The sequence below is a fragment of the Streptomyces flavusporus genome (genome assembly GCF_046267975.1).
Lineage (GTDB): Bacteria > Actinomycetota > Actinomycetes > Streptomycetales > Streptomycetaceae > Streptomyces > Streptomyces flavusporus.
In genome coordinates this window covers 7,445,515-7,471,150 of sequence record NZ_CP176503.1, presented here as the reverse complement: position 1 = coordinate 7,471,150, position 25,636 = coordinate 7,445,515, and the positions used below count along the sequence as shown (strand labels likewise).

The window sequence follows — 25,636 nt, the reverse complement described above, 5'->3', positions numbered from 1 at the left end:
TGCGCCTCCCGAGATCAAGTCGGCGGCGGCGTCGGATTCTTTGGAAGAGAAGTAGCCGCTGCCATCGCACCGGGAGGTGCGTTACCGCACCGGATGGTGCGGAACGTGCATGAAGTTGTGGTGTCCATTGAGGGTGGAAGCAGGTCCTGCCTTCGCACCTGGACGGGAATGACTCTAAGCGAGCGGGAGTTGGAGATGCCAAGGATTTTTCGCGGGGTTCTTGCAGGCCGCAACCTGACGGTGCCTCCCAGGCGTCGCACTGATCGTCGCTGTCATCGTGAGTGCCGTACGACAGGCTCGAGGAGGAGGCCGCTCCATGGTGCGTCTCGCGGGGTACCGGCTCGTCACGCAACTCGGCGAGGGCGGGATGGGCCGGGCCCATCTCGCGCGCTCCGCCTCCGGACGGCTGGTCGTGGTCAAGACGGTGCATCCGCACCTGGCCGCGGAGCCGGGCTTCAGAGAGCGGCTGCGCCGCGAGTCGGCCGCGGCGCGGGCCGTCGAGGGACCGTTCACCGCGGCGGTGCTGGACGCCGATCCCGATGCCCGGCGGCCCTGGCTTGCAGTCGAGTACTGCGCCGGTCCCTCGCTCTCCGAGGCGGTCGCAGCACTGGGCCCGCTCGGCCCCGGCGATCTCGCGGCGCTCGGCGCGGCGCTCGCGGAGGCCCTGGCCGCCATCCATGGGGCGGGACTCGTGCACCGCGACCTCAAGCCCGCGAACGTCGTCGTGACCGGCGACGGGCCCAAGGTCATCGACTTCGGCATCGCCAAGGTGATGGATCCTGCGGCGGGCGAGGAGACGCTGACGGCCACCGATGAACTCATCGGCTCACCCGGCTTCATGGCACCGGAGCAGATGTCCCAGGACATCGAACCCGGCCCGGCCGCCGATGTGTTCGCGCTCGGCGCGCTGCTCGCACTCGCCTCGACGGGACGCAATCCGCACGGCTCGGGCACCGCGCCCCAGGTGCTCTACCGGACGCTGCACGAGGAGCCCGACCTGCTGGGCGTGCCGGACGCGGAGTGGGACGCGTTCCTCATGCGCTGCCTCGCCAAGTCCCCGGACGACCGCCCGACGGTCCCCGAGACCCTGGCCTGGTGTGCCACGCGGGCGGCCGCGCCTCCGTGGTGGGAACGCCTGGCGTTCACATCCGTGCTCCGGGGCCACGAGGACGAGATCGCGGAGCGGGTGGCAGCGGCCGAGGAGGAGGAGGAGGGGGAGGCGGCGGAGGAAACCGTCGTCGAGGACTCCCCTCCCCCGGTGCCCACCCGCGGCGACGACCTCGGCCGCCTGTCACGCCGACGCCTGCTCACCTGGACCGGCGCCGCACTGGCCACTGCGGCCACAGCCACCACGGCAGCGTTCCTCCTGGACGAGAACGACACCGACGGCAAGGGCTCCGCCGCTGCGTCGCCCCGTCCATGGAAGAAGGGCACCTCCGTGTGGACGAGAGAGGTGGGCGCCCTGGAGTACGGGGGTTCCCTGACCCGCCACGGAGAAGCCCTCTACGTACAGGTGGACGGGACCGTCACCTGCCTCGCCCCCGTCACCAACACACTGCGCTGGCGCTTCGAGGACGCCTCCGCCCTGGTCCCGCGCGGCGACACGGTGTACGTCCTGCGCCACGGGGACGCCTTCACCCCTTCGTTCTCCACCCGGATCGCCGCATTGGACGCGGCCACAGGCGAGATCCGCTGGGAGACCGAGCCGATCCTCCACAACCCGTACCGTCGGGCCGCGTCGCGCCGGACGGACAGCGAGACCGACGGCGAGACGGACGGTGAGATGGACGGCGAACATGCGTCGTTCATCGTCTCGGAGCGGACCGTCTGCCTGGTCACCTACGCCTCGTACGACACGATCCAGGCCCGTCGCGCCGCGCAGGGCCGGCGGTGGCGGGCCTACGGCTACGACATCACACGCGGCGATGCTCTCTGGTTCCGGGCAGGTACCCCGGCCGAGGTGATCGCGATGCACTCGGCGGGCGGGCGTTTCGCTCTCGCCCTCAACTCCACATCCATGACGGGCGATTCACCACCCACCGGCCCACTCATGGTCCTGAGCGAACGCAAGGGAACGGTCGAGTCGCGCGTCAGCGGCGGCGCGGCCCGCCCCGAGGCCCACCGCGGCGCCGCGGGAACGCGCTACTACGCAACCCAGAAGGCCGTGCAGTGCGTGGACCTGGCGAGCGGTCATGTGCGCTGGTCGAAACCGCCTGGGCAGGCCGGGGTCACCGCTGCCGCCGCGCACGGCCTCGTCCATGCCGCGACGAGCGAGGGCGTCGGCGCGCTCGACGCGGTGACCGGCAGCAAGCGCTGGTGGCGCGACGACGTGCGGGGCCTCGCCGGCGCGGAGGAACCGCCGCTGCGGGACGGCGGCCTGCTGTACGTGGCCGGGCCGGACCCGGACCGGGCGACCGGCACGTCGGGGGACTGGCCGGTGTGGGGCGTGCACGCGCTGCACGCGGCGACGGGTGAGCTGGCCTGGGCGGTCCCGGCGGACGGCCTGAGCGGCGAGGTGATCGCGGCTGCGGGCGGCGGTCTCCTGCATCTGTCCACCGGCAGGACCCTGCAGACGTTCCGCGGGCCGGGGGCGGCATGAGGGGGGCGATGAGCGACGCGCTGGTCCCCGGCGACCCCGAACGGCTCGGCAGGTACGAGCTGATCGGGCGGCTCGGTTCCGGGGGCATGGGGCAGGTCTATTTGGGGCGCAGTCCGGGCGGGCGGCTCGTCGCGGTGAAGACCGTGCACGAACACCTCGCTGCCGACCCGCACTTCAGGGAGCGGTTCCGGCGTGAGGCGGCGGCCGCGCGGTCGGTCACCGGGGTGTACACGGCACCCGTCGTGGACGCGGATCCGGACTCGCCGATGCCGTGGCTGGCGACCGCCTATCTGCCCGGCGTCACCCTGCGCCAGGCGGTCGTGGCGGCCGGACCGCTCGGCCCCGGCGCCGTACGTGCGCTCGGCGGCGCGCTCGCCGAGGCGTTGCGGAGCATTCATGCGGCGGGGCTCGTGCACCGTGACCTCAAGCCGTCCAATCTACTGGTGACCGGGGACGGTCCGCGGGTCATCGACTTCGGGATCGCCCGGCTGGTCAGCGCCCACGCGCTCACGGAGACCGGGGACATCATCGGTACGCCGGGCTACATGGCGCCCGAGCAGATCACCGGGGACATGCAGGTCACGGCAGCGGCCGATGTCTTCGCGCTGGGTGCGGTGCTGGCGTACGCGGCGTCCGGGCGAGGCCCGTTCGGCGGCGGTGGCGCGGCCGCGCTGCTCTACCGTGTCGTGCACGACGAGCCGGACCTCATCGAGGTTCCGGAAGCGGGCGGGCTGCGGGAGCTGATCGCGGAGTGTCTGCACAAGTCCCCCGAGCGGCGACCCGGTCCGGTGGAGGTGCTGCGCCGCACGGCGGACCGCAACCCGCCCCTGTGGTGGCGTGCGGAGCCACTGCGCTCGCTGGTCTCGGGCGTCGCGGACGCGGTGCCCGAGCCGGGACCGACGGTGGTCGTGCCGACGGCCGTCGACGAGTCGGCGCGGGACGCGGCGCGGCGGGCGGTCCGGCGCCGCGAGCTCACCCGGCGCGGTCTGCTGCTGGGCGGGGGCGGCGGCCTGGTCGCGCTGCTGGCCTATGCGGTGGGCCGTACGTCCGGGCCGGCGGGTGAACGGTCAACCGGACCGGCCTGGGAGTTGAAGAAGGGCTCCACCGGGCCAGGAGCCCTGCGTTGGACCCTCTCGGCCGGGTCGGGCACGCTCGACGCGATGCTGGTGACCGCGGGCGGGATCCTGCTGCACGGCACCGAGGACAGCGTCAGCACCGACGGCACGGTCCAGTTCCGTACGACGGCGGGCGGCGCCAGGCGCTGGGCTGTCGACTCCCTCGCCGAAGCCCCGACGGCCTGGGGCGTGGTGGACGGTGTGCTGACCGCGGGCGATCTGGGTCTCAAGGCCCTCGACCTGACAACGGGCAAGCGCAGAACACCGGTTGAGAAGGGACTGCTGACCCCTCTCTGGTTCACGGTGTCCGGCTCCACCCTCGTCACCCTGTCCCAGGACGGGAGCGGCGAGAACCTGTTGCGCGGGACCTCTCTCAAGACCGGGCAGCGACTGTGGCAACGCAAGGAGGACGACGAGTGGCCCCGTCCCGCAGTCGCGGGCGATGCACTGCTGTTCACGGACGGATACGACGAACAGGAGTGCGTCTTCGCGGACGACGGGACGGTGCGGTGGCGCTACTCGGGTGTGGGGAAGGGCGACCAGGTGGCGGCCGTCGGCGCTCTGCCGCCCGATCGGTTCGCCGTCCTCACCACCGGCAGAGTCCTGCATCTCGTCGACGTACGTGACGGCCGCCGGATCAGCGCACGAGAGCTGGAGGTTCCGGTGGCTCCGGGGGCCACGGCCTTCGCCCGCGCGGACAACACCGGGCTGCTGCTGTCCGGAGAACGGCTGTACGGTCTGGATCCCGACGCCGGCACGGTGCGCTGGAGCCGTCCCGCTCTCGGCCTGGACGCCTGCTGGGCGCCACGCCCCGGCGGCGACCGCTCCCCCGTCCTCGCCGGCGGGCATCTGCTGCACTGGGCCGCGGACGGCCGCACCCTGGAAGCCCTGGATCCCGCCACCGGCCGGCAGCGGTGGCGGCGGGAGCTCGGCGACGGCCCCGCACAGTGCCCGCCCGCCGTCGCGGGCAGCACGGTCTACGCCGCGGCGGGACGGAAGTGCACCGCGCTGCGCCTCTCGGACGGGGTGCCGCTGCGCGACGACTGGACGCTGGACGGCACGATCACCGGCCTCGCGGCCGATGCGAGCGGCTGGTACGCCCGCATCGGCCGTGGGTCGGTCGTCGCGGTCAACGGGATCGCTGCCGCTTCCAGGGACCGGTGATCGCGACCAGGATCCCCGGGTCCTGGATGTTGGCGAACAGCGTCCGGCCGTCGGGCGAGAAAGTGACGCCGGCGAACTCGCTGTACTCCGGCTCCTCTTCGGTGCCGACGTTCAGGTCGTTGCGGGCGATGGGGTACGTACGGCCGCTGTCCGTCGCGCCGAAGAGGTGCGAGACGCCCTCGCCGTCCTCGGCGAGGATCAGGCCGCCGTACGGGGAGACGGTGATGTTGTCGGGGCCGTCGAAGGCGCCGTCCTTGGCCGGGTCGGGGTTCACTCCGAGCAGGACCTTCAACGTCAGCGTGCGGCGCTTGGGGTCGTAGAACCAGACCTGCCCGTCGTGCTGCACCGGGCTCTCCTCGCGGGCGTACGAGGAGACGATGTACGCGCCGCCGTCGCCCCACCACATGCCCTCGAGCTTGCGGGCGCGGGTGATCTCACCGTCGGCGAACTGCTTGCGCACGGCCACGGTCCTGGCGTCGCGGTCCGGTACGTCGACCCAGTCCACTCCGTACACCGTGCCGACCTTCGTGGCGCGCGAGAGGTCGTCGACGAACTTGCCGCCGGAGTTGTAGCACTTGGGCGCCTGCAGGACGCCGGCGTCGTCGGCGAGGGTGCGGAACTTGCCGCGGCCGTGCTCGAAGCCCTTGGGCGGGGTCCAGCGGTAGAAGAGGCCGTTGGGCTCGTCGTCGTCCTCGGTGAGGTAGGCGTGGCCGCGCTTGGGGTCGATGACCACGGCCTCGTGGTCGTAACGGCCGAAGAACTTCAGCGGCTCGGGGTCGCGGTTGGCACGCCGGTCGCGGGGGTCGACCTCGAAGACGTAGCCGTGGTCCTTGGTCATGCCGTTGGTGCCGGCCCGGTCGGAGTTCTCCTCGCAGGTGAGCCAGGTGCCCCACGGGGTGCTGCCGCCGGCGCAGTTGGTGGAGGTGCCGGCGATGCCCACCCATTCGGCGACCTGTCCGTCGGGGCGGACCTCGACGACCGTGCAGCCGCCGGAGGCGGCGGGGTCGTAGACGAGACCCTCGGTGAGCGGGACCGGGTACTTCCAGTTGGCGCGCGGACCCTTCAGCTCGTGGTTGTTGACGAGGAGGGTGGTGCCGCGCGGGCCGTCGAAGGTGGCCGTGCCGTCGTGGTTGGAGGGGGTGAACTCGCCCGACTCCAGCTTGGTCTTCCCGCTGTAGGTGATGATGCGGTACTTGAAACCGGCGGGCAGCGCGAGGATGCCCTTCGGGTCGGGGATCAGGGGGCCGTAGCCGACCCCGCCGGACGCGTCCGCCGACTCCTCCCCCGCGCTGTCGGTGTCGTAGGACGCAAGGGCGCCCGGAGCGGTGGCGAGGGCGCCGACGCTGCCCGCCAGCGCGACACCGGCGCCGGTGATCGCGGATTTTCTGGCGAAGTCCCTGCGGGTGAGCGACATGGTGTCTCCTGTGACGGTGGGAATGCCGTGGAGGGTGGCGTACGGACCTCGGTCGGCGCCACGGTTTCGCCCAGTTCTGAACGCGAGTTGAACACCGGGCTACTCCCCCGGGCTCGCTTCCGTGAATCCGTACGCCCCGTCACAGGGTGTGGCAGCCGTCAGCCGCCCTGCTGGGAGCGTGCCTTGAACGCGGCCTTCCGGGCCTGCTTCGCGATCTTCTTGTCGGGGTGGATGCGCCCCATCGCCTCCAGGACGTCCGCGGTGGCCGGGTGGTCGACCCGCCAGGCCGCCGTGAAGAAGCCGCTGTGCTGCTGTGCGAGGCCCTCGACGAGGGCGCGGAGTTCCTCGGAGTTGCCCTCGGCGGCGAGCTGGGCGGCGAGGGTGTCCACGGTGAGCCAGAAGACCATCGCCTCGGACGGGGGCGGTACGTCCGTGAAGCCGTGCTCGGTCAGCCAGACCCGGGCGAGGCCGCCCAGTTCGGCATCGTCGAGGACCTCCCGCAGGGCGGGTTCGGCGTCGGTGCCGATCAGGGAGAGGGCCTGCTGGCAGCGCAGCCGGCGCAGGGGGGCACCGGAGTCGTTGCCGCGCGCTGCGAACAGCAACTCGCGTGCGGCGGCAAGGGGTTCACGGCGGGCCAGCCACTGTTCGGTCTCGGCCTGTGCGGCGCGCGGCCCGAAGCGGGCCGTTCCGTCGAAGAGGGCGTCGGCGCCCTTGTCGGCCAGGTCACCGACGGCGGGCGCCTCGAAACCGGCTTCCAGCAGCCGCGCCCGCAGCCCGTACAGGCCGAGCGGGGTGAGCCGGACCATGCCGTAGCGGGTGACGTCGGTGTCGTCGAGGGCGGCCGGTTCCCCGGCAGCGTCCTCGGTGTCCGCCATCAGCGCGTCGTCGACCGGCTGGTACTCGACCAGCCCCACCGGCTCCAGCACCCGGAACTGGTCGTCCAGCCGCATCATCGCGTCGGACACCTGCTCCAGCATGGCGTTCGTGGGCTCCGCCAGGTCGCCGGGGACGATCATCGACGCGGCGAGCGCGGGCAGCGGCACGGGCGCCGGCCCCGACCCGTCCTCGCTGACGGACAGCAGGTAGAGGTTGCCGAGCACCCCGTCGAGGAACTCGGCTTCCGCCTCCGGGTCCCAGTCCAGCGAGGAGAAGTCGACCCGGCCGCCCTCGTCCATGGCATCGACCAGATCGTCGAGGTCGGGCACACTCGCGTCGGCGAGCACTGTCTCCAGGGCGGCCAGCCACACGCCGAGCACGTCGTGCGGCGAACCGCCGGTGAGCAGGGCCAGCTCCGCGCCCGCCGCGACCGTACCGGCCGCCTCGTCGACGACCTCGACGAGCCCGGTGTCCACGGCCACCCGCCAGGCCTCGCTCGCCAGCGCCGCGGCGTCGTCCCCGCTCAGCCCGAGCGCCTCGGCCGCGGCCGGCAGCTGCTTGTCGACCAGCCCGCCCCCGGCGTCCACGCGGGTGTCCGGCCCGGCCCAGCGGGCGAGCCGCGCGGCCCGGGACAGCAGCGGGGTGGACAGCGCGTCGCGCGCCAGCTCCGCTTCGGAGGTCGGCCGGACCGGCGGCAGGGGGGCGCTGTCAGACATCGGGAGGTTCTCCTAGGGCGACATACGACTCAGCCGCTCAGCCTAGACGGATTTCCACCGATGCCGCCCGGTTCATCTCCTCGTCAGGCTCCGTACATGGCCGAAACCTTGACAACTGGCCCGGCCAGGCTGGAAATTGACGCGCGTAGAAACCGGAGGACAACTGTTCACTCCGTTCACTGTTTCTACGTACGTCGCCATGTTTGCGCATGCTCCACCTCGTCCCAGCGCCCACATATGTCCCCGGGGGGATCCCGTTGCCGAGCAAGTCTTCCGCGCGCCTTGCCGCGCTCACCGTCGCCGCCGTCTGCTCCGCGGCGTCCGTCGTCGTCCTCACCTCGCCCGCGCACGCGGACACCGTGCGCATCCGTGACATCCAGGGCAGCACCCGAATATCCCCGTACGCCGGTCAGCAGGTCACGGACGTGGCCGGAATCGTCACCGGTGTGCGGACCTACGGGTCGTCGAGAGGCTTCTGGATCCAGGACCCGACCCCGGACGACGACGCGGCCACCAGCGAGGGCGTCTTCGTCTTCACCGGCTCGACCCCGAAGGTCGCCGTCGGCGACTCGGTGACGGTCTCGGGCACGGTCTCGGAGTACGTCCCCGGCGGCACCTCCTCCGGCAACCAGGCCCTCACGGAGATCACCCGGCCGACGGTGACGGTCGTTTCCGGCGGCAACGCCGTCCCGGCGCCGACGGTCGTCGACGCCCGCTCCGTACCCAGCCGGTACAGCCCGGCCGGCGACACCGCCGCGAACGGTTCGATCAACGGCCTCACCCTGCGGCCGACGCAGTACGCCCTGGACTTCTACGAGTCCCTGGAGGGCATGAACGTCCAGGTCGCCGACACCCGTGTGGTCGGCGCCACCGACCCGTACACCGAGCTGTGGGTCACGGTGAAGCCGCGGGAGAACGCCAGCCGCCACGGGGGCACCGTCTACGGCTCGTACACCTCGCAGAACACCGGCCGCCTCCAGATCCAGTCGCTCGGCAAGGCCGCCGACTTCCCGGACGCGAACGTCGGCGACACCCTCACCGGCACCACGACCGGTCCGCTGGACTACAACCAGTTCGGCGGCTACACGCTTGTCGCCAACGAGATCGGCGCGCTGAAGCAGGGCGGCCTGGAGCGCGAGACGACCCGCAAGCAGCGGCGCGGCGAGCTTGCGGTGGCGACCTACAACGTCGAGAACCTGGACCCGACGGACGCCACGTTCGAGGAGCACGCCGCCGCGATCGTGAACAACCTCCAGTCGCCCGACATCGTGTCCCTGGAGGAGATCCAGGACAACAACGGCGCGAAGAACGACGGCACGGTCGCCGCCGACCAGACGATGACCAAGCTGATCGACGCGATCGTCGCGGCGGGCGGCCCGGCCTACGAGTGGCGCTCCGTCGACCCGGTCAACCTCGCCGACGGCGGCGAGCCGGGCGGCAACATCCGCCAGGTGTTCCTGTTCAACCCGGAGCGGGTGTCCTTCACCGACCGTGCGGGCGGTGACGCGACAACCGCCGTCGGTGTCACCAAGGTGCGCGGCAAGGCGCAGCTGACCGCCTCGCCGGGCCGGATCGACCCGGCGAACTCGGCGTGGGCGAACAGCCGCAAGCCGCTGGTCGGCGAGTTCGTCTTCCGCGGCGAGACGGTGTTCGTGATCGCCAACCACTTCAACTCCAAGGGCGGCGACCAGAGTCTGACCGCGCAGTACCAGCCGCCGACGCGCAGCTCGGAGACCCAGCGGCACCTCCAGGCGACCGCGGTGAACGCGTTCGTCAAGGAGATCCTGGACACGCAGAAGAACGCGGACGTCGTCACGCTCGGCGACATCAACGACTTCGAGTTCTCCGGCACCACCGAGATCCTCGAGGGTGACGGCGAGCTGTGGTCGGCGGTCAAGTCGCTGCCCAGGAGCGAGCGTTACTCGTATGTCTACCAGGGCAACAGCCAGGTCCTGGACCAGATCCTGATCAGCCCGTCGATCCGGCGCGACTGCGACTTCGAGTACGACAGCGTGCACATCAACGCCGAGTTCCACGACCAGATCAGCGACCACGACCCGCAGGTACTGCGCTTCCGCCCGTAGTCCAGGGTGCTCAGGGCTGGCTGAAGACGCCCTTCAGCCAGTCCTGCCAGGCGGCTTCGTCCGCCTTGGCGTCGGCGTCCGGCGCGAAGTCGTGGACGCTGATGCCCACCACATAACCCCAGTGGTTGCGCCCGAAGAAGCGGATCAGGGCGTCGTCGGTACGCAGCCCGATGAAGTAGGGGTTGCGGTAGTCGACAACCGCGTCCAGGGTCTTTCCGCCGGGTCCCTGGGCGCTCACCCTGGCTCCCTCGGCCGTGTCGTCCGACAGCCCGAGGGCCCTGCCGACGGTGGCGAGGGCATCGGGGGCGCCGGACGCCTCGGGCCCGTCGAAGGTGGTGAAGGCGACGGGGCGGCCGCCGAAGTGCGTCAGGTACTGGCGCAGGGTGTGCAGATAGAAGTCGGTGTGCTTGCTCGCGCCGTCGTACTGGTTGTCCCAGTCGTCGACGAAGATGCCGCTGTGCACGTACCGCACCCAGGCGCGCCGGCCTTCGTCGCGCGGTTCGACCGTGTAGTCGAGCTGGTTGACGGTCTGCTCGGAGATGCCCTCGACGTCCTCGACCCGGTTGGTGTAGCGGTGCGGCGGGTCCCAGGCGAGGATCGTGGACCCGAAGGGCCCCCTGCCGCCCTCGCGCGGCTCGGGCGGCTCCATCGGCCACAGCCAGCCGCCGGTTCCTTCCGTGACGGCCTCCCACACCTGCTTCGGCGTGGCGTCGACCTCGAACTCGCGGGCGATCTCGAATTCCTTGGACATGGTGGGCTCCTGGGTTCTCAACTCTCGTGGGTCTCGGGCTTGACCGTGGGATGGACGGCCACGACGATCCGGTGGTCCCGGCCGCCCTCGGCGTCTGGGGCGTCGTACTTGCGGATCAGCGCGCTGACCCCGGCGGTCAGCTCCTCGACGAACGCGGCCCGGTCGGCGGCCGAGGCGAACCGCACCTCGCCGTCCAGCGCATAGGTCGCGAGCCGCTTGCGGGCCTTCGCCGCGCCGGTGATCAGCGTGCCGACGTCCCGCACGAGCCGGGCGCCGACCGCGAGCAGCCAGCGCGCGGACAGCTGGTCCCGGAAGCGGTCCGGGTCCGGCTGTACGGCGGCCAGGGCGAGCGGCGAGATGACGTACGACGCGGCGGTCGCCCGCATCAGCCGCTCGGTGACGTTGCCCTTGCGGCGCTCCCCCGCCAGCTCGACCAGGCCGTGCCGCTCCAGGGCCTTCAGGTGGTAGTTCACCTTCTGCCTCGGCAGCCCGACCTTGCCGGCCAGCATGGCGGCCGACGCGGGGCCGGCCGCCAGCTCGGCGAGCAGCCGGGCCCTTATGGGGTCCAGGGAGACGGCTGCGGCCTCGGCGTCCTCGATGACGGTCACGTCCAGCATGAGCCCACCGTCTCACCGAAAACTTTTTTTGTCCAGACGGTCTGAGTTTTCGGATGAAGGGGACCTCAGTCGGGTACGAGGCCGAGGCCGAAGTCGTACCGGTTGGCAGTGCTGCTCTTCAGACCCGGCCAGGTCTGCACCCGCTCCCACTGCGCCGACGCCGAGCCCACGCCGTCGCCCGGCGCGGCGAGGGCATCGATGTGCGCCTGGGCGCTCTCCCACTCGGCGTAATTGAGGACCCTGGTGCCGTCGGTACTCACGTGGAAGTGGGCGGACATGCCTCCCGGGTGCGGGTTCGGCTCGCTCTCCAGGGCCTCGAAGACGGCGTCGACCCAGGCACGCTGCCGGTCGGGGGCGGGCCCCTCGAACTCGATGTCGACGATCACGATGCAGCGCGGCACACTCGCCGCCCGGTCCTCCCGGGTGCCGCTGCGGTAGTGGCGGTACCGGCCGAGGCCCAGCCGCTCGATACCGGGCACCGCGGTGTCGATCTCGTCCACGCGCTCCTGCCGGTGGGTCTTCGCGAAGGCCTCGTAAGCCTGCTCGCTCGCCCACTGCGAGTAGTGCAGCAGCGTCGTGCCGTCATGCCCGGTGTAGACGTAGTAGCCCAGCAGGTCGGGGGCGGGCCAGGGGCGCCTCTCCCAGGTGCGCGCGATGGCCTCGACGGTCTGCCGTTGCCGCTCGGGCGTCCCCACCTGCCAGGTACTGAAGAAGAGGGCGCCGGCGTCGGGGCGGGTGAGGTCGGGATGGACGTCGGTACGGCGGGTCATGTCGGTCTCCGTCGAAGGGCTGGTCGGTTTGTGTGCCGACCAGCCTTCAACCTCGACCAAGCTTCAGGTCAAGGGACGTTTTGGGCGCGCGCCCCTACCAGCCCTCTCGCCGTCGCCGCAGTACCACCGCCGCGACGACCACCGCGACGGCCGCCCCGGCGACGAGCAGGGGCCGCGGATGCCGGAGCCCCGCCTGCACGACCGTGCGCACGGGCTGCGGCGCACGGCGCTCGACGGCGTGACCGGCCCGCGTCGCCCGTCCCTGAACCACGCTGCCGGCCTCCGCCGCCTTGCCCTGCACGGCGTGGCCGACGTGCGCCGCCTTCCCCTGCACCGCATGCCCCGCGTGACTCGCCCTGCTCTGGGCCGCATGCCCCGCCTGGCTCAGCTTCCCCTGGACCGCATGCCCGGCCTGACTCGCCTTGCCCTGCACCGCGTGGCCCGCCTGGGCGGCGGTGCTGCGCAGCTGGACGGTCATCGCGCCCGCCTTGTCCCTCAGGTCGGCGGCCCGGGTCATCGCCCGGCCCTTCACGTCCGCCTTGGCCGCCAGCTCCTCGATGGTGTCGCCGAGCTGACTGCGGGTGTGCTCGATCTGCCGGCGCAGCTCGTCGGGCCCCTTGGCGCCGCCGGTGCCGCGCGTCCTCCTGTGTGTCATCGATGTGCCCTTTCCCTGATCTCCTCGACATCGGCCCTGACGCTGCCGAGAGTCACCTCGGGGGTGGGGGGTACCGCGCGGCGCAGCTGGGCGCGGCCGGTCACGGCCAGCACACCGGCGAGTGCGAAGAGCACCGCCGTGACGATGAGCGCCGCGGCCCAGACGGGCAGCGTCAGCGAGAGCGCGGCGGTGGCCGTGGCGGCGAGGGCGAGCAGTCCCGCGTAGGCGAGGGCGCCCGCGGCCCCCAGGAGGCCGCCACCGCGGCCCGCGCGCCGGCCCTTCTCGGCCAGTTCCTCCTTGGCGAGGCCTACTTCCTGCCGTACGAGGCGGGAAAGCTGTTCGGTTGCCTGGCCGACGAGTTCGCCCACCGAGTGGTGCTCGTCGCGCACGGGCTTGACGTCCGGGATCCCGGTCACGGTGTTCCGCCTCCTCTCGGTTTCGGAACCTCCGGGTACCCAGGCCGACCCGCGCTACCCGTTCCCCGCCCCGCCGCTGCCGTGCTCGCCGAGCCGTGCCAACTGGGTCTGGAACCAGTCGAGCCGGGCCTGCAACAGGGTGGCCTCCACGACGAGTTCGGGCATGCCGAGCCCGTCGGACGCGTCAAGGCCGGCCGGGACCGCCCTGCCGCCGCCGGTGGCCACCACGCGCAGCCCGTCCCCGGCCAGCCGGGCGAATCCGGCCAGGGACACGGACGTGCGGCCGCGCAGGCAGCCGGCACAGGAGGGCGTGAGGGCGTGCCAGCCGGGCCTGCCCCGGCCGGCGTCGACCAGCGCCACCGCGGTCGCACCGCAGACGCAGGGGCCGACGGTCGCCGTGCGCACCCGTTGACGGGCGTAGTGGAAACCGCGTTCGAAACGGATGTAGCGGCCGAGCACCAGGACCTCGAGCAGGACGGCCGCCCGGTGCTCGGCGGTGCACAGCAGCCCTTCGGCCACCGAGCGGTCGTGCACACATTGACATCCTCCCCCTCTTAAGAGAGGGGGATTCCAACCCAGGTGGGTTGAGGTTCACGGACGCTCGAACGGCTGGTGGCCGCTGTCGTCCCTCCGGCACAGGCCAAGCGCCTGGGGCGGGGAATCCCGCCCTGTCCTGCCTCGACGTTGGTTGCTGCGTTCGTGTCTGCGTTGCAGGTGAAGCCGCACAATGCGCAGACGAACTCGGCTTGGCTCTTGCGCGAGTTCTTCTCGATCCATCCACAGGCGCTGCATTGCAGACTGGTGTAGGGGGCGGGTACATCTTCGACCCGGCCCGGTGCTTTGTGTTCGGTGCGCCGGCGCAGCAGGCCCCAGCCCTGTGCGAGGATCGCCCGGTTGAGTCCGGCCTTCTGCCGTACGTGCTTTCCCGGCTCGGTCATGGTGCCCTTGGCCGAGCGGGTCATGTTCCTGATGTTCAGCTTCTCGAACCGCACCAGGTCATACGACCCAGCAAGCATCGTTGAGGTCTTCTCGCACCAGTCCTTGCGCCGGTTCGCCTCGCGGGCCTTCAGCTTGGCGACCTTCGCGTGTTCGGCGGTCTTGCGGTCGCTGCCCTTTGGGGCGCGGGCTGCACGCCGCTGGCGCTTGCGGATCTGTGCCCGTTCCTTGACCGTGAGCTGGGGGCAGTTCAGCATCCGGCCGTCCGACAGGGCGGCGGTGATGGTCACTCCCCGGTCGATGCCGATGACCGCGCCCGTGCCCGGGGGCGCGATCGGTTCGGGGATCACGGCGAATGCGACGTGCCACTGGTTGTTGCGCCAGGTGACCCGGAACGTCTTCGCGTCGGGAAGCTCGGGGCGGGTGAGGCGGAAGCGCACCCATCCGCAGCCGGGCACCTTGACCTGAGCCCACTTGCGGTTGAGCTTCTGCACCACGACCGAGCGGCCCATGACCTGCCTGCCGGTCTTCGGGCTGAGCCTCGGCGTGCCGTCCGGCTCGTACTCGGGAATGCGGTCGGTGCCGATGACGCGGAAGCCCTCGTGCTTGTACCTCTTGCGCCAGGTCGCTCACCGAATCCGGACGTGAAGATCGCGTTCTTGGCCTTCGCGAAGTCCTTGAGTGCCTGCTGCTGCACATCTGCGTTCCCCGCACCGAGCCAGGTGTTCTCGCGGCGGGCCTCGGTGAGCTGGCGACACTGTTCGGCGAACCCGGGCGGGTTCTTCATGCCGGGCTTGCGGTGCTTGTGCTGCTCCACGGCCAGGTTCCATACGTACCGGGCGTGCTCGCAGTGCTGGAGCATGACCTGCTCCTGCTGCGGCGTCGGGTACATACGGAAGCGTGACATGCCGTCACAGTAGCGGCACAATGACGGCATGCTCAAGTTCACGCTCCGCATCCCCGAAGACCTCCACGCCCGGCTGACCACCCAGGCGGAGATCGACCGGCGGTCCCTCAACTCAGAGATACTGCACCTGCTTGAGGTCGCACTCACCACCGTGGGTGGAGACGACGAATCGCCCTGACGGCGATCCGTCCGTTCCTGCTCCGCTACGCGGGAGCTCGCATCCACCTCGCCCCTGAAGGGCCGGGCACCCTGCGAGAAAGAACATAGAGCCCCGGAGGGGGAGCCCGACACACCGCAGCAGCACTTATCAATACCTCGTAGAAGAATTAAGTGGAGCTGTACGGTCGTGCTGCCGACACTACTCCCATGACGAACCCCACCACTCCCGCCGCCCCGCCCTTCGGCCGCATGCTCTGCGCGATGATCACGCCCTTCACCGAGTCGGGTGCGCTCGACCTCGACGGCGCGGGGCGGCTCGCCGAGCGGCTGGTGGCGCAGGGCTGTGACGGTCTGGTGCTCAACGGCACGACGGGTGAGTCGCCGACCACCTCGGACGCGGAGAAGTCGGCGCTCGTGCGGGCGGTCCGGGAGGCGGTCGGGGACCGCGCGTCGGTCGTCGCGGGGGTGGGGACGTCCGACACCCGGCACACGATCGAACTCGCCCTTCAGGCCGAGAAGGCGGGCGCGGACGGGGTGCTGGTGGTCACGCCGTACTACAGCCGGCCGCCGCAGGACGCGGTCGAGGCGCATTTCCGCGAGGTGGCGGACGCGTCCGGGCTGCCGGTCGTCCTGTACGACATCCCGGGCCGCACCGGCACCCGTATCGAACCGGAAACGCTGATCCGGCTCGCCGAGCACCCCCGCATCGTGGCGGTCAAGGACTGCTCGTACGACTTCCTCGGCACCCAGAAGGTGCTGTCCCACACGGACCTGGCGTACTACGCCGGCTGCGACGAGCACAACCTCGCCCTGTACGCGGTGGGCGCGGCCGGCTGCATCAGTACGGTGGCGAATGTGACGCCCCGTCACATCCGTGCCGTGCTGGACGCGTTCGACGCCGGTGACACGGCGGGCGCGGCCCGCCGCCAGCAGCGGGCCACCCCGCTCATCGAGGCGATGATGTCCGCGGGCCTGCCCGGCACGGTCACCGCCAAGGCCCTCCTCACCGCACTGGACCTGCCCGCCGGCCCGGTCCGCCCGCCCCTGCGCCCCGCGGGCCGCGAGGCGAGGGACGGTCTGCTGGCGGCGTACGAGCAGCTGGCCACTTACGAGGATCGGTAGGGCCCCGGGCCTCGGTGCTCGCGGTGGGACGGATCAGCTCTGGCCGTTCTCCACGGTGCGCTCGTCACCGACCAGCCGGAAGTGCTCCAGCACGTCCTCCATCGGGTCGTCGACCTGGCCCGTGTTGATCAGGCCGATCCGCGGGCCGTTGTGCGAGGCCGTGTTGGTCTCGTCCGCGTGCGCGGCACCCGCCGGGAGCCAGCACATCGTCGCCGCGGCGACCACCCCGGTCAGTCGGCGCACCGCGATCCTCGCCCGCTCGTTCGTCATTGCTCGTCCTCGTCTCAGTGGTTCTGCATCTGATCGGACCCTGCGTCCACCCGTTCATCTGCAGAAGCCGCCCCGAGGACACGGACGGTAATCCTTTTAAGCGATCGTCCCGAGCGAGGGCGTGACCTCAGTTGTGGCTGTGCAGCACCTCGTTCAGACCGCCCCACTCGGCGTTGTTCGGGCGGGCCTCGACCGTGCCGGTGACGGAGTTGCGGCGGAAGAGGATGTTGGAGGCGCCGGACAGCTCACGGGCCTTGACGATCTGGCCGTCGGGCAGGGTGACGCGGGTGCCGGCGGTGAGGTAGAGGCCCGCCTCGACCACGCAGTCGTCACCGAGCGCGATGCCGACACCGGCCTCGGCTCCGACCAGGGAGCGCTCACCGATGGCCACACGTTCCTTGCCGCCGCCGGACAGCATGCCCATGGTGGAGGCGCCGCCGCCGATGTCGGAGCCGTCGCCGACGACGACGCCCTGCGAGATACGGCCCTCGACCATCGACGTGCCGAGGGTGCCGGCGTTGAAGTTGACGAAGCCCTCGTGCATGACGGTGGTGCCGGCGGCGAGGTGGGCGCCGAGACGGACGCGGTCGGCGTCGGCGATGCGGACGCCGGCGGGGGCCACGTAGTCGGTCATGCGCGGGAACTTGTCGACACCGAAGACGCTCAGATGCAGGCCACGGGCGCGCGCGGCGAGACGGACGGTCTCCAGGGCGTCGACGGCGACCGGGCCGAGCGAGGTCCAGGCGACATTGGCGAGGAGGCCGAAGATGCCGTCCAGGCTCTGCTCGTTCGGCCTGACCAGGCGGTGCGAGAGCAGGTGCAGGCGCAGGTAGGCGTCGTGGGTGTCGAGCGGCTTGTCGTCCAGCGAGGAGATGACCGTACGGACCGCCACGACCTCCACGCCGCGCACATCGTCCCTGCCGAGGGCGGCCACGCCGTGCTCGCCGAGCAGCTCGGCGGTGCGCGCCTCGTCGAGGCGCTCGGATCCGGCGGGGCCGGGCTCGGCGGTGAGCTCGGGCGCGGGGAACCAGGTGTCGAGGACGGTGCCGTCGGCGGCGATCGTGGCAAGGCCGGCGGCCACGGCGCCGGTGGTGCGAGGAGCAGTAGTGTCGGTCATGAGGGCAACCTAACCGGCCGGGGCCCACCGATGCGAACCCACGCCGGGGCGTCTCAGGTGCCGGGCGCGTCGGGGGGCGGCGCACCGCTCCCACGGCCGGGGATCATGCGGACCGGCACCTCCCGGGCGTACTCCTCGTCGTACGGCACGTCGGTCTGGAAAACGCTTGCGGAATCGGCTGCTCCGCGGTCGCCGTGTCCACTAGTGTTTCACCGCTCAAGTACCGGACCGTCACGGCCGCGACCGTCGCCACGAGCGCCGCTGGAGGAACCGCGCATGCCAGAAAGCACGTCTCGGCGCCCGCAGAACCAACCGTGGGAGAACAACTGGACCTCGGACACCTCCCGGGTGCCCGGCACCCGGCGGCTCTGGCTGGCAGGTGCCCTCGCCTTGGCCACGATCGTCGCGTGCGTGACCGCGATATCCGTCATGCGGACGCAGCCTGACGAGAAGTCACCCCTGAGTCAGTCCCCTGCGGCCGACGAGGCATCCATACCCGGGCTGATCTCCTTCGCCACTCCCTCGGCGAGCGCCACCACCACCCCGCCCGGCGGGAAGAGCGCCCTGCCGTCCGCACAGCCCACCCGGACGACACCCCACCGCCCCACCCCCACCGTCACCGCGTCCAAGTCCCCCGCGCCGCACACCACTTCACCGGCCCCGAAGCCGCCGTCGACCACCTGGCGCTCCCTGCGCTCGGTCAACTACCCGGACCACTACTGGCGGGTGAGCCACGGACAGGTCACGCTCGAGGCGATCACCTCGTCCTCGGACCGCAGGGACGCGACCTTCAAGCTGGTGCAGGGCCTGGCCGCCCCCTCCTGCCACTCCTTCGTCACCGCCGACGGCAGCTACCTGCGCCACCGCGACTTCGAGCTGCGCGCCGACCGCCACGACGGCTCCCGCCTCTTCCAGCAGGACGCCACGTTCTGCCCCCGCTCCACCGGCCACTCCGGCGTGATCATGCTGGAGTCCGTCAACTATCCGGGCCGCTTTCTGCGCCACCAGAACTTCCGCCTGCGCCTGGACGAGTACCGGCACGGCGACCGGAACTTCTCCGCCGACTCGGCGTTCCGCCTGGTGGACGGCCTGAGCTGAGGCCGGGCACGACAGTGGCCCCCGGCGCTGCCGCCGGGGGCCACTGAAACAGCCGGGGAAAAACAGGCTCAGACGTTGAAGCCCAGAGCCCGCAGCTGCTCCCGCCCATCGTCCGTGATCTTGTCCGGGCCCCACGGCGGCATCCAGACCCAGTTGATACGGAGCTCGCTGACAAGGCCGTCGGTCGCCGACTTCGCCTGGTCCTCGATGACGTCGGTCAGCGGGCAGGCCGCGGACGTCAGCGTCATGTCGACGGTGGCGATGTTCGCGTCGTCGACGTGGATGCCGTAGATCAGGCCGAGGTTGACGACGTCGATGCCCAGCTCGGGGTCGACGACGTCCATCAGGGCCTCACGGAGCTCTTCCTCCGAGGCCGGCTTCATCTCAACGGTCTCGCTCATGCGGTCTTCGCCTCCTCCGCGAAGGCCTGGGCCGTCGCGTCCTTCCACGCCATCCAGCTGAGCAGCGCGCACTTCACTCGGGCGGGGTACTTCGAGACTCCGGCGAACGCGACCGCGTCCTCCAGGATCTCCTCCATCGCGTCGTCCGGCTCGATGCGGCCCTTGGACTGCATCAGCTCCAGGAACACGCCCTGGATCTTCTGTGCCTCGGCCAGCTCCTTGCCGACGAGCAGCTCGTTCAGCACGGAGGCCGAGGCCTGGCTGATCGAGCAGCCCTGACCCTCGTAGCTGATGTCCTCGATCCGCTCCCCGTCGTACTTGACGCGCAGCGTGATCTCGTCGCCGCAGGTCGGGTTGACGTGGTGCACCTCGGCGTCGCCATCACGCAGACCGCGCCCGTGCGGGTGCTTGTAGTGGTCCAGGATGACGTCCTGGTACATCGAATCCAACTTCACTGGCAGCAGCCCCTCAGCCGAAGAAGTTCCGTACGTGCTCCAGGCCGTCCACCAGAGCGTCGATCTCGGCCGGCGTGGAGTACAGATAGAACGACGCTCGCGTGGTCGCAGGAATTCCGTACCGCAGGCAGACCGGGCGGGCGCAGTGGTGGCCGACCCGGACCGCGATGCCCTGCTCGTCGAGGACCTGGCCCACGTCGTGGGGGTGTATGTCGCCGAGCGTGAAGGAGATCGCGGCGCCCCGGTCCTCGGCCGTCATCGGGCCGATGATCCTGAGGTCGGGGACCTCGAGCAAGCGCTTCACCGCGTACTCGGTGAGCGCGTGCTCGTGCGCGGCGATGTTCTCCATGCCGATGGAGTTCAGGTAGTCGATGGCCGCGCCCAGACCGACCGCCTGCGCGATCGGCGGGGTGCCCGCCTCGAACTTGTGCGGCGCCGGGGCGTACGTCGAGGAGTGCATCGAGACGGTCTCGATCATCTCGCCGCCACCGAGGAACGGAGGCAGGTCCTCCAGCAGCTCCTGGCGGCCCCAGAGGACACCGATGCCGGTCGGGCCGCACATCTTGTGGCCGGTGAAGGCCACGAAGTCGGCCTGCAGGGCCTGCACGTCCAGGGGCATGTGCGGGGCGGCCTGCGAGGCGTCGACGCAGACCAGCGCACCGACCTCCTGCGCGCGGCGCACGATGGCCTCGACCGGGTTGACCGTGCCCAGGATGTTGGAGACCAGCACAAAGGAGACGATCTTCGTCTTCTCCGTGATGATCTCTTCGATGTTGGAGAGGTCGAGCCGGCCGTCGTCCGTGAGGCCGAACCACTTCAGCTTCGCGCCGGTGCGCTGCGACAGCAGCTGCCACGGAACGATGTTGGAGTGGTGCTCCATCTCCGTGATGACGATCTCGGTCTCGTGGTCCACGCGGTAGGGCTCGTCGGCCCAGCCCAGCATGTTGGCCACGAGGTTGAGCGACTCGGAGGCGTTCTTGGTGAAGATCACCTCGTCGCGGCTCGGCGCGTTGATAAAGGCGGCGACCTTGTCGCGGGCGCCCTCGTACTCCGCCGTGGCCTCCTCGGCGAGGACGTGCACGCCGCGGTGGACGTTGGCGTTGTACCGCTCGTAGTACGCGTTGAGCACGTCGAGCACCTGGCGCGGCTTCTGCGAGGTCGCCGCGTTGTCCAGGTACACGAGCTTCTTACCGTCGTGGACCAGGCGGTCCAGGATCGGGAAGTCCTTGCGGATGGCCTCGGTGTCGAGGAGGCCGGGGAGCCCTTGGCGGGTTGAGGTCACGCGGATACGCCACCCTTCGTGTACGCCTCGTAGCCCTCGTTCTCCAGCTTGTCGGCGAGCTCGGCGCCACCGGACTCCACGATCCGCCCGGCCGAGAAGACGTGGACGTAGTCGGGCTTGATGTAGCGGAGGATCCGCGTGTAGTGCGTGATCAGCATGGTGCCGACCTCGCCGGTCTCGCGGACGCGGTTGACGCCCTCGGAGACGATGCGCAGGGCGTCGACGTCGAGGCCGGAGTCGGTCTCGTCGAGGATGGCGACCTTCGGCTTGAGCAGCTCCAGCTGGAGGATCTCGTGGCGCTTCTTCTCACCGCCGGAGAAGCCCTCATTGACGTTGCGCTCGGCGAAGGAGGGGTCGATGTTGAGGCGCTCCATGGCCTCCTTGACCTCCTTGACCCAGGTGCGCAGCTTGGGGGCCTCGCCGCGGATGGCGGTGGCGGAGGAGCGCAGGAAGTTGGAGACCGAGACGCCGGGGACCTCGACCGGGTACTGCATGGCGAGGAACAAGCCGACGCGGGCGCGCTCGTCGACGGACATCGCGAGGACGTCCTCGCCGTCGAGGGTGACGGTGCCGCTGGTGATCGTGTACTTCGGGTGACCCGCGAGGGAGTAGGCGAGGGTCGACTTGCCCGAGCCGTTGGGGCCCATGATGGCGTGCGTCTCGCCCTGCTTCACGGTCAGGTCGACGCCCTTGAGGATCTCCTTGGTGGAGTTGTCAGCCTCGACGGTGACGTGCAGGTCTCGGATTTCAAGCGTTGCCATGGGTGCCTCAGGACTCCTGGGTGAGGGAGACGAGTACGTCGTCCCCTTCGATCTTTACGGGGTATACGGGGACGGGGCGCGTCGCGGGTAGGCCGGACGGCTTGCCGGTGCGGAGGTCGAAGCTGGAACCATGCAGCCAGCACTCGATCTGGCAGTCCTCCACCTCGCCCTCGGAGAGGGAGACGTTCGCGTGCGAGCAGATGTCGTAGATCGCGAACACCTCACCCTCGGTACGGACGACCGAGACCGGCGTGCCTTCGAGTTCTACCCGTTTCGGGGTGTCCTCCTCCAGCTCGCTCAGTCCGCAGACGCGTACGAACCTCGACGGGTCAGTCATCCGACCGCCGCCTCCAGCTCTTCCTCGATCTTCGCGATGAGGCGCTCCTCGATGTCGGCGACACCGATCTGCTGGACCAGCTCGGCAAAGAAGCCGCGGACGACGAGGCGGCGGGCCTCGTGCTCCGGGATGCCGCGGGCCATCAGGTAGAAGAGCTGCTCGTCGTCGAAGCGGCCGGTGGCGCTCGCGTGGCCGGCGCCGACGATCTCGCCGGTCTCGATCTCCAGGTTCGGCACGGAGTCGACGCGGGCGCCGTCGGTCAGAACCAGGTTGCGGTTCATCTCGTAGGTGTCCGTGCCCTCGGCCTTGGCCTCGATGAGGACGTCGCCGATCCACACCGCGTGCGCGTCGTCGCCCTGGAGCGCGCCCTTGTAGGCGACGTTGGACTTGCAGTGCGGGGTGTTGTGGTCGACCAGGAGGCGGTGCTCCTGGTGCTGGCCCTTGTCGGTGAAGTACAGGCCGAACAGCTCGGCCTCGCCGCCGGTGCCCGCGTACTGCACGCGCGGGTGGAGACGGACGAGGTCGCCGCCGAAGGTGACGACCACGGACTTGAAGCTCGCGTCCCGGCCCACCAGCGCGTTGTGCTGGCCGACGTGCACGGCCTTCTCGTCCCAGTCCTGGATGGAGACGACGGTCAGCTTGGCGCCGTCGCCCAGGATGTAGTCGACGTTGGCGGCGAGCACGGCGTCACCGGTGTGGTCGATGACGACGACGGCCTCGGCGAAGTTGCCCAGCTCGACGACCTGGTGGCCGTAGGCGACCCCGCCCTCGCCGTGCACGGCGATGCGGATCGGGGTCTCGAGCACCATCTCCTTGGGGACGGTCACGACCGAGGCCTTCTCGAAGGCCGAGTACGCCTGGGCGGCGACGCGGTCCACGGGGGTGCCCGCCTTGCCGAGCCGGGCGTCGTCGCGCCCGACCGTCTCGACGGTGACGCCCTCGGGGGCCTCGACCGCTGCCTTCACACCGGTTCCGTTGGCCACCGCGGTGCCGTCGTGCAGCCCGCGCAGCCGCTCCAGCGGCGTGAACCGCCACTCCTCCTCGCGGCCGTGCGGAACTGGGAAGTCCGCCACGTCGAAGGACGGGGGCGCACTCATGCGCGTGGCGACGGTCGACTCGGCGGCCACCGCGATGGATCCGGCGGTGGTGGACCCCACCGGGATGTTCTGAGCCTCAGCCATGGCTGTCGTGTTGCTCTCTTCCTACGTCAATGAGTCTTCAGGCTGCTGTCGGAGCGGGGGCCAGGTCAGCCGACCGCGCCCTCCATCTGCAGCTCGATCAGCCGGTTGAGCTCCAGCGCGTACTCCATGGGCAGCTCCTTGGCGATCGGCTCGACGAAGCCGCGCACGATCATCGCCATCGCCTCGAACTCGGAGAGACCGCGGCTCATCAGGTAGAAGAGCTGGTCCTCGGAGACCTTGGAGACGGTCGCCTCGTGGCCCATGGACACGTCGTCCTCGCGGACGTCGACGTACGGGTAGGTGTCGGAACGCGAGATCGTGTCGACCAGCAGCGCGTCACAGAGCACGTTGGACTTCGAGCCCGCGGCGCCCTCGCCGATCTCGACCAGGCCGCGGTACGAGGTACGGCCGCCGCCGCGCGCCACCGACTTGGAGACGATGTTGGACGAGGTGTTCGGCGCCATGTGGACCATCTTGGAACCGGCGTCCTGGTGCTGGCCCTCGCCCGCGAAGGCGATGGACAGGGTCTCGCCCTTGGCGTGCTCGCCCATCAGGTAGACGGCCGGGTACTTCATGGTGACCTTGGAGCCGATGTTGCCGTCGATCCACTCCATGGTCGCGCCCTCGTACGCCACGGCGCGCTTGGTGACCAGGTTGTAGACGTTGTTCGACCAGTTCTGGATGGTCGTGTAGCGGCAGCGGGCGTTCTTCTTGACGATGATCTCGACGACCGCGGAGTGCAGCGAGTCCGACTTGTAGATCGGGGCGGTGCAGCCCTCGACGTAGTGCACGTAGGCGCCCTCGTCGACGATGATCAGCGTCCGCTCGAACTGGCCCATGTTCTCCGTGTTGATCCGGAAGTAGGCCTGGAGCGGGATCTCCACGTGCACGCCCGGCGGGACGTAGATGAACGAGCCACCGGACCACACGGCCGAGTTCAGCGAGGCGAACTTGTTGTCGCCGACCGGGATGACGGTCCCGAAGTACTCCTTGAAGAGCTCCGGGTGCTCCTTCAGCGCCGTGTCGGTGTCGAGGAAGATGACGCCCTGCTCCTCCAGGTCCTCGCGGATCTGGTGGTAGACGACCTCGGACTCGTACTGGGCGGCGACACCCGCGACGAGGCGCTGCTTCTCCGCCTCCGGGATGCCGAGCTTGTCGTACGTGTTCTTGATGTCCTCGGGCAGATCCTCCCAGGACTCCGCCTGCTTCTCCGTGGAGCGCACGAAGTACTTGATGTTGTCGAAGTCGATGCCCGACAGGTCCGAGCCCCACGTCGGCATGGGCTTCTTCTCGAAAAGCCGCAGGCCCTTGAGACGGAGCTTGGTCATCCACTCCGGCTCGGACTTCTTCGCGGAGATGTCCCGGACGACGTCCTCGTTCAGGCCGCGCTTGGCAGAGGCACCGGCCTCGTCGGAGTCGGCCCAGCCGAATTCGTAGTTGCCCAGGCCCTCGAGCTCAGGGTGAGCAGTCTCCGTGGGGAGAGTCATGCGGGGTTCCTCCCGGCCGTGCTTGCAGATGCGTTCTGGGTGGTGGAAGTTTTCGGGGTCTTCGGAATGAAGGTGGTGCAGACACCGTCGCCGTGCGCGATGGTGGCCAGCCGCTGTACGTGAGTACCGAGCAACTCGGCGAAAAATTCCGTCTCGGCCTCGCACAGCTGCGGAAACTGCTCGGCGGCATGGGCGACCGGGCAGTGGTGCTGGCACAACTGCTCGCCGGTGGGGGCGCTGCGCGCCGTAGCAGCGTACCCGTCCACGCTCAGGGCCTTGGCCAGCGCTTCCGTCCGCTCCTCGGGGGCGGCCGCCTCGACCGCCTTGCGGTACGCGCCTGCCTGGGCGGCGATCCGGGCGCGGGCGAAGGCGGCGACCGCCTCGCTGCCGCCCTCCCGCTCGGCGATCCAGCGCAGCGCGTCGACGGCCAGCTTGTCGTACGACTGGTCGAAGGCGTCCCGGCCGCAGTCGGTCAGGGCGAACACCTTGGCAGGCCGGCCGCGCGTCCGCGCTCCGTAGACCCGCTGCTCGCGCGCCTCGACGACATCGTCGGTGACCAGCGCGTCCAGATGCCGCCGTACGGCCGCATGGGTGAGTCCGAGCCGTCCGGCGAGTTCGGCGACGGTCGACGGGCCGTGGTCCAGGATGGACCGCGCGACCCGGTTGCGCGTCGAGCGCTCCCCGGTCGCGAGCTCCTCCTGAGGGGCCCCCGTGGGGGTCACCCGAGCCTCGCCGACGTTTTTCACAACGCCATTGTTGCGTAATTCCTCAGAGCGTGACAAGCGGCGTCCGGACCGGCGGCTGGTGCGCTGCGTCACTTAGGCATACCTAAGATGACCTGGGGAAACGATCTTTGATCAATCATTCTGACTGGTCGGAGGCCTGTTCATGGCCCGTCGTGAGAACGGCCGGTTTCCGCCACCCGCCCGTCTGGGGGACCGGGCCC

24 protein-coding genes and 1 pseudogene are annotated in these 25,636 nt (G+C 70.3%); 6 read left to right on the top strand and 19 right to left on the bottom strand.

The genetic code is table 11. The features are described 5' to 3' along the window. Positions 1-316: 316 nt before the first annotated feature. Both ACKTSN_RS35215 and ACKTSN_RS35210 read left to right on the top strand, forming a co-directional pair. The gene (locus tag ACKTSN_RS35215; RefSeq protein WP_409472818.1) at positions 317-2,599 is read left to right on the top strand and encodes a protein kinase domain-containing protein; all 2,283 of its coding nucleotides are present in this window, start codon (positions 317-319) and stop codon (positions 2,597-2,599) included. An 8-nt stretch (positions 2,600-2,607) separates the two neighbouring features. Beyond that, positions 2,608-4,878 carry a protein kinase domain-containing protein gene (locus ACKTSN_RS35210; protein WP_409472817.1) on the top strand — a complete coding sequence of 757 codons (2,271 nt, stop codon included), beginning with the start codon at positions 2,608-2,610 and terminating at the stop codon, positions 4,876-4,878. On the opposite strand, the gene ACKTSN_RS35205 is transcribed toward ACKTSN_RS35210, so the two are convergent. Beyond that, positions 4,844-6,292 carry an alkaline phosphatase PhoX gene (locus tag ACKTSN_RS35205; RefSeq protein WP_409472816.1) on the bottom strand — a complete coding sequence of 483 codons (1,449 nt, stop codon included), beginning with the start codon at positions 6,290-6,292 and terminating at the stop codon, positions 4,844-4,846. The genes ACKTSN_RS35210 and ACKTSN_RS35205 overlap by 35 nt on opposite strands. Positions 6,293-6,450: 158 nt before the next feature. Further along, complete coding sequence (locus tag ACKTSN_RS35200) at positions 6,451-7,884, bottom strand: hypothetical protein (protein ID WP_409472815.1); 1,434 nt, start codon at positions 7,882-7,884, stop codon at positions 6,451-6,453. 257 nt (positions 7,885-8,141) lie between these two features. On the opposite strand from ACKTSN_RS35200, the gene ACKTSN_RS35195 reads away from it, so the two are divergent. Further along, on the top strand, positions 8,142-9,968 hold the full coding sequence (locus tag ACKTSN_RS35195; protein WP_409472814.1) for an endonuclease/exonuclease/phosphatase family protein: 1,827 nt from the start codon (positions 8,142-8,144) through the stop codon (positions 9,966-9,968). Positions 9,969-9,978: 10 nt separating this feature from the next. Here ACKTSN_RS35195 and ACKTSN_RS35190 read toward each other — a convergent pair whose 3' ends face one another. The 7 genes and pseudogenes from ACKTSN_RS35190 to ACKTSN_RS35160 all read right to left on the bottom strand — a co-directional run bounded on the left by ACKTSN_RS35190 (position 9,979) and on the right by ACKTSN_RS35160 (position 14,625). Beyond that, entirely contained in the window at positions 9,979-10,719 is a 741-nt protein-coding gene (locus tag ACKTSN_RS35190) for an SRPBCC family protein (RefSeq protein ID WP_409472813.1), read from the bottom strand. A 17-nt stretch (positions 10,720-10,736) separates the two neighbouring features. After that, positions 10,737-11,336 (bottom strand): ArsR/SmtB family transcription factor, encoded by a 600-nt coding sequence (locus tag ACKTSN_RS35185; RefSeq protein WP_385509156.1) that lies wholly within the window; start codon positions 11,334-11,336, stop codon positions 10,737-10,739. Between the two features lie 65 nt (positions 11,337-11,401). Next, positions 11,402-12,106 carry an antibiotic biosynthesis monooxygenase gene (locus ACKTSN_RS35180; RefSeq protein WP_409472812.1) on the bottom strand — a complete coding sequence of 235 codons (705 nt, stop codon included), beginning with the start codon at positions 12,104-12,106 and terminating at the stop codon, positions 11,402-11,404. Between the two features lie 94 nt (positions 12,107-12,200). Beyond that, positions 12,201-12,761 (bottom strand): DUF3618 domain-containing protein, encoded by a 561-nt coding sequence (locus ACKTSN_RS35175; protein WP_409472811.1) that lies wholly within the window; start codon positions 12,759-12,761, stop codon positions 12,201-12,203. Then, positions 12,758-13,177, bottom strand: coding sequence for a phage holin family protein (locus ACKTSN_RS35170; RefSeq protein ID WP_409472810.1), 420 nt, complete (start codon positions 13,175-13,177; stop codon positions 12,758-12,760). Before ACKTSN_RS35170 ends, ACKTSN_RS35175 begins: the two co-directional genes overlap by 4 nt. Before the next feature lie 54 nt (positions 13,178-13,231). Continuing rightward, positions 13,232-13,723: pseudogene (locus ACKTSN_RS35165) on the bottom strand (hypothetical protein); the annotation flags it as partial. Between the two features lie 8 nt (positions 13,724-13,731). Further along, positions 13,732-14,625 (bottom strand): RNA-guided endonuclease InsQ/TnpB family protein, encoded by an 894-nt coding sequence (locus ACKTSN_RS35160; RefSeq protein WP_409472809.1) that lies wholly within the window; start codon positions 14,623-14,625, stop codon positions 13,732-13,734. 423 nt (positions 14,626-15,048) lie between these two features. On the opposite strand from ACKTSN_RS35160, the gene ACKTSN_RS35155 reads away from it, so the two are divergent. Both ACKTSN_RS35155 and dapA read left to right on the top strand, forming a co-directional pair. Next, positions 15,049-15,198: an Arc family DNA-binding protein gene (locus ACKTSN_RS35155; protein WP_409472808.1), complete on the top strand. Its 150-nt coding sequence runs from the start codon at positions 15,049-15,051 to the stop codon at positions 15,196-15,198. A gap of 188 nt (positions 15,199-15,386) precedes the next feature. Continuing rightward, entirely contained in the window at positions 15,387-16,301 is a 915-nt protein-coding gene (gene dapA, locus ACKTSN_RS35150) for a 4-hydroxy-tetrahydrodipicolinate synthase (RefSeq protein ID WP_409472807.1), read from the top strand. A gap of 33 nt (positions 16,302-16,334) precedes the next feature. Here the strand turns inward: dapA and ACKTSN_RS35145 are convergent, their stop codons facing one another. Together ACKTSN_RS35145 and dapD are read right to left on the bottom strand one after the other, a co-directional pair. Next, on the bottom strand, positions 16,335-16,571 hold the full coding sequence (locus ACKTSN_RS35145; protein ID WP_224733439.1) for a hypothetical protein: 237 nt from the start codon (positions 16,569-16,571) through the stop codon (positions 16,335-16,337). Between the two features lie 127 nt (positions 16,572-16,698). Beyond that, complete coding sequence (dapD, locus tag ACKTSN_RS35140) at positions 16,699-17,688, bottom strand: 2,3,4,5-tetrahydropyridine-2,6-dicarboxylate N-succinyltransferase (protein ID WP_409472806.1); 990 nt, start codon at positions 17,686-17,688, stop codon at positions 16,699-16,701. A 276-nt stretch (positions 17,689-17,964) separates the two neighbouring features. Between dapD and ACKTSN_RS35135 the strand changes: the two genes are divergently transcribed. Then, positions 17,965-18,786, top strand: a complete 822-nt coding sequence (locus tag ACKTSN_RS35135) for an AbfB domain-containing protein (RefSeq protein ID WP_409472805.1) — start codon at positions 17,965-17,967, stop codon at positions 18,784-18,786. Between the two features lie 68 nt (positions 18,787-18,854). On the opposite strand, the gene ACKTSN_RS35130 is transcribed toward ACKTSN_RS35135, so the two are convergent. The 8 genes from ACKTSN_RS35130 to ACKTSN_RS35095 form a co-directional block, all read right to left on the bottom strand. Then, on the bottom strand, positions 18,855-19,187 hold the full coding sequence (locus ACKTSN_RS35130) for a metal-sulfur cluster assembly factor (RefSeq protein ID WP_030403776.1): 333 nt from the start codon (positions 19,185-19,187) through the stop codon (positions 18,855-18,857). Then, complete coding sequence (gene sufU, locus ACKTSN_RS35125; RefSeq protein WP_351296297.1) at positions 19,184-19,642, bottom strand: Fe-S cluster assembly sulfur transfer protein SufU; 459 nt, start codon at positions 19,640-19,642, stop codon at positions 19,184-19,186. Before sufU ends, ACKTSN_RS35130 begins: the two co-directional genes overlap by 4 nt. Positions 19,643-19,655: 13 nt before the next feature. Beyond that, on the bottom strand, positions 19,656-20,924 hold the full coding sequence (locus tag ACKTSN_RS35120) for a cysteine desulfurase (protein ID WP_409472804.1): 1,269 nt from the start codon (positions 20,922-20,924) through the stop codon (positions 19,656-19,658). Continuing rightward, the gene (sufC, locus tag ACKTSN_RS35115; protein WP_409472803.1) at positions 20,921-21,685 is read right to left on the bottom strand and encodes a Fe-S cluster assembly ATPase SufC; all 765 of its coding nucleotides are present in this window, start codon (positions 21,683-21,685) and stop codon (positions 20,921-20,923) included. The genes ACKTSN_RS35120 and sufC overlap by 4 nt, the downstream gene beginning before the upstream one ends. 7 nt (positions 21,686-21,692) lie before the next feature. After that, positions 21,693-22,022: a non-heme iron oxygenase ferredoxin subunit gene (locus ACKTSN_RS35110; RefSeq protein WP_409472802.1), complete on the bottom strand. Its 330-nt coding sequence runs from the start codon at positions 22,020-22,022 to the stop codon at positions 21,693-21,695. Continuing rightward, entirely contained in the window at positions 22,019-23,203 is a 1,185-nt protein-coding gene (sufD, locus tag ACKTSN_RS35105) for a Fe-S cluster assembly protein SufD (protein ID WP_409472801.1), read from the bottom strand. Before sufD ends, ACKTSN_RS35110 begins: the two co-directional genes overlap by 4 nt. 65 nt (positions 23,204-23,268) lie before the next feature. Then, on the bottom strand, positions 23,269-24,690 hold the full coding sequence (gene sufB / locus ACKTSN_RS35100; protein ID WP_067271546.1) for a Fe-S cluster assembly protein SufB: 1,422 nt from the start codon (positions 24,688-24,690) through the stop codon (positions 23,269-23,271). After that, complete coding sequence (locus ACKTSN_RS35095) at positions 24,687-25,436, bottom strand: helix-turn-helix transcriptional regulator (protein ID WP_409472800.1); 750 nt, start codon at positions 25,434-25,436, stop codon at positions 24,687-24,689. Before ACKTSN_RS35095 ends, sufB begins: the two co-directional genes overlap by 4 nt. Positions 25,437-25,636 lie beyond the last annotated feature (200 nt).

What these genes read in the sequence shown, in the direction of transcription:
- ACKTSN_RS35110 (WP_409472802.1), bottom strand. Translation starts at nt 22,022, where the DNA reads ATGACTGACCCGTCGAGGTTCGTACGCGTCTGCGGACTGAGCGAGCTG.
- ACKTSN_RS35200 (WP_409472815.1), bottom strand. Translation starts at nt 7,884, where the DNA reads ATGTCTGACAGCGCCCCCCTGCCGCCGGTCCGGCCGACCTCCGAAGCG.
- ACKTSN_RS35160 (WP_409472809.1), bottom strand. Translation starts at nt 14,625, where the DNA reads ATGGGCCGCTCGGTCGTGGTGCAGAAGCTCAACCGCAAGTGGGCTCAG.
- ACKTSN_RS35155 (WP_409472808.1), top strand. Translation starts at nt 15,049, where the DNA reads ATGCTCAAGTTCACGCTCCGCATCCCCGAAGACCTCCACGCCCGGCTG.
- ACKTSN_RS35175 (WP_409472811.1), bottom strand. Translation starts at nt 12,761, where the DNA reads ATGACACACAGGAGGACGCGCGGCACCGGCGGCGCCAAGGGGCCCGAC.
- ACKTSN_RS35145 (WP_224733439.1), bottom strand. Translation starts at nt 16,571, where the DNA reads ATGACGAACGAGCGGGCGAGGATCGCGGTGCGCCGACTGACCGGGGTG.
- sufC (WP_409472803.1), bottom strand. Translation starts at nt 21,685, where the DNA reads ATGGCAACGCTTGAAATCCGAGACCTGCACGTCACCGTCGAGGCTGAC.
- ACKTSN_RS35180 (WP_409472812.1), bottom strand. Translation starts at nt 12,106, where the DNA reads ATGACCCGCCGTACCGACGTCCATCCCGACCTCACCCGCCCCGACGCC.
- ACKTSN_RS35215 (WP_409472818.1), top strand. Translation starts at nt 317, where the DNA reads ATGGTGCGTCTCGCGGGGTACCGGCTCGTCACGCAACTCGGCGAGGGC.
- dapD (WP_409472806.1), bottom strand. Translation starts at nt 17,688, where the DNA reads ATGACCGACACTACTGCTCCTCGCACCACCGGCGCCGTGGCCGCCGGC.
- ACKTSN_RS35205 (WP_409472816.1), bottom strand. Translation starts at nt 6,292, where the DNA reads ATGTCGCTCACCCGCAGGGACTTCGCCAGAAAATCCGCGATCACCGGC.
- ACKTSN_RS35210 (WP_409472817.1), top strand. Translation starts at nt 2,608, where the DNA reads ATGAGCGACGCGCTGGTCCCCGGCGACCCCGAACGGCTCGGCAGGTAC.
- ACKTSN_RS35190 (WP_409472813.1), bottom strand. Translation starts at nt 10,719, where the DNA reads ATGTCCAAGGAATTCGAGATCGCCCGCGAGTTCGAGGTCGACGCCACG.
- ACKTSN_RS35185 (WP_385509156.1), bottom strand. Translation starts at nt 11,336, where the DNA reads ATGCTGGACGTGACCGTCATCGAGGACGCCGAGGCCGCAGCCGTCTCC.
- ACKTSN_RS35135 (WP_409472805.1), top strand. Translation starts at nt 17,965, where the DNA reads ATGCCAGAAAGCACGTCTCGGCGCCCGCAGAACCAACCGTGGGAGAAC.
- ACKTSN_RS35130 (WP_030403776.1), bottom strand. Translation starts at nt 19,187, where the DNA reads ATGAGCGAGACCGTTGAGATGAAGCCGGCCTCGGAGGAAGAGCTCCGT.
- sufB (WP_067271546.1), bottom strand. Translation starts at nt 24,690, where the DNA reads ATGACTCTCCCCACGGAGACTGCTCACCCTGAGCTCGAGGGCCTGGGC.
- sufD (WP_409472801.1), bottom strand. Translation starts at nt 23,203, where the DNA reads ATGGCTGAGGCTCAGAACATCCCGGTGGGGTCCACCACCGCCGGATCC.
- dapA (WP_409472807.1), top strand. Translation starts at nt 15,387, where the DNA reads ATGACGAACCCCACCACTCCCGCCGCCCCGCCCTTCGGCCGCATGCTC.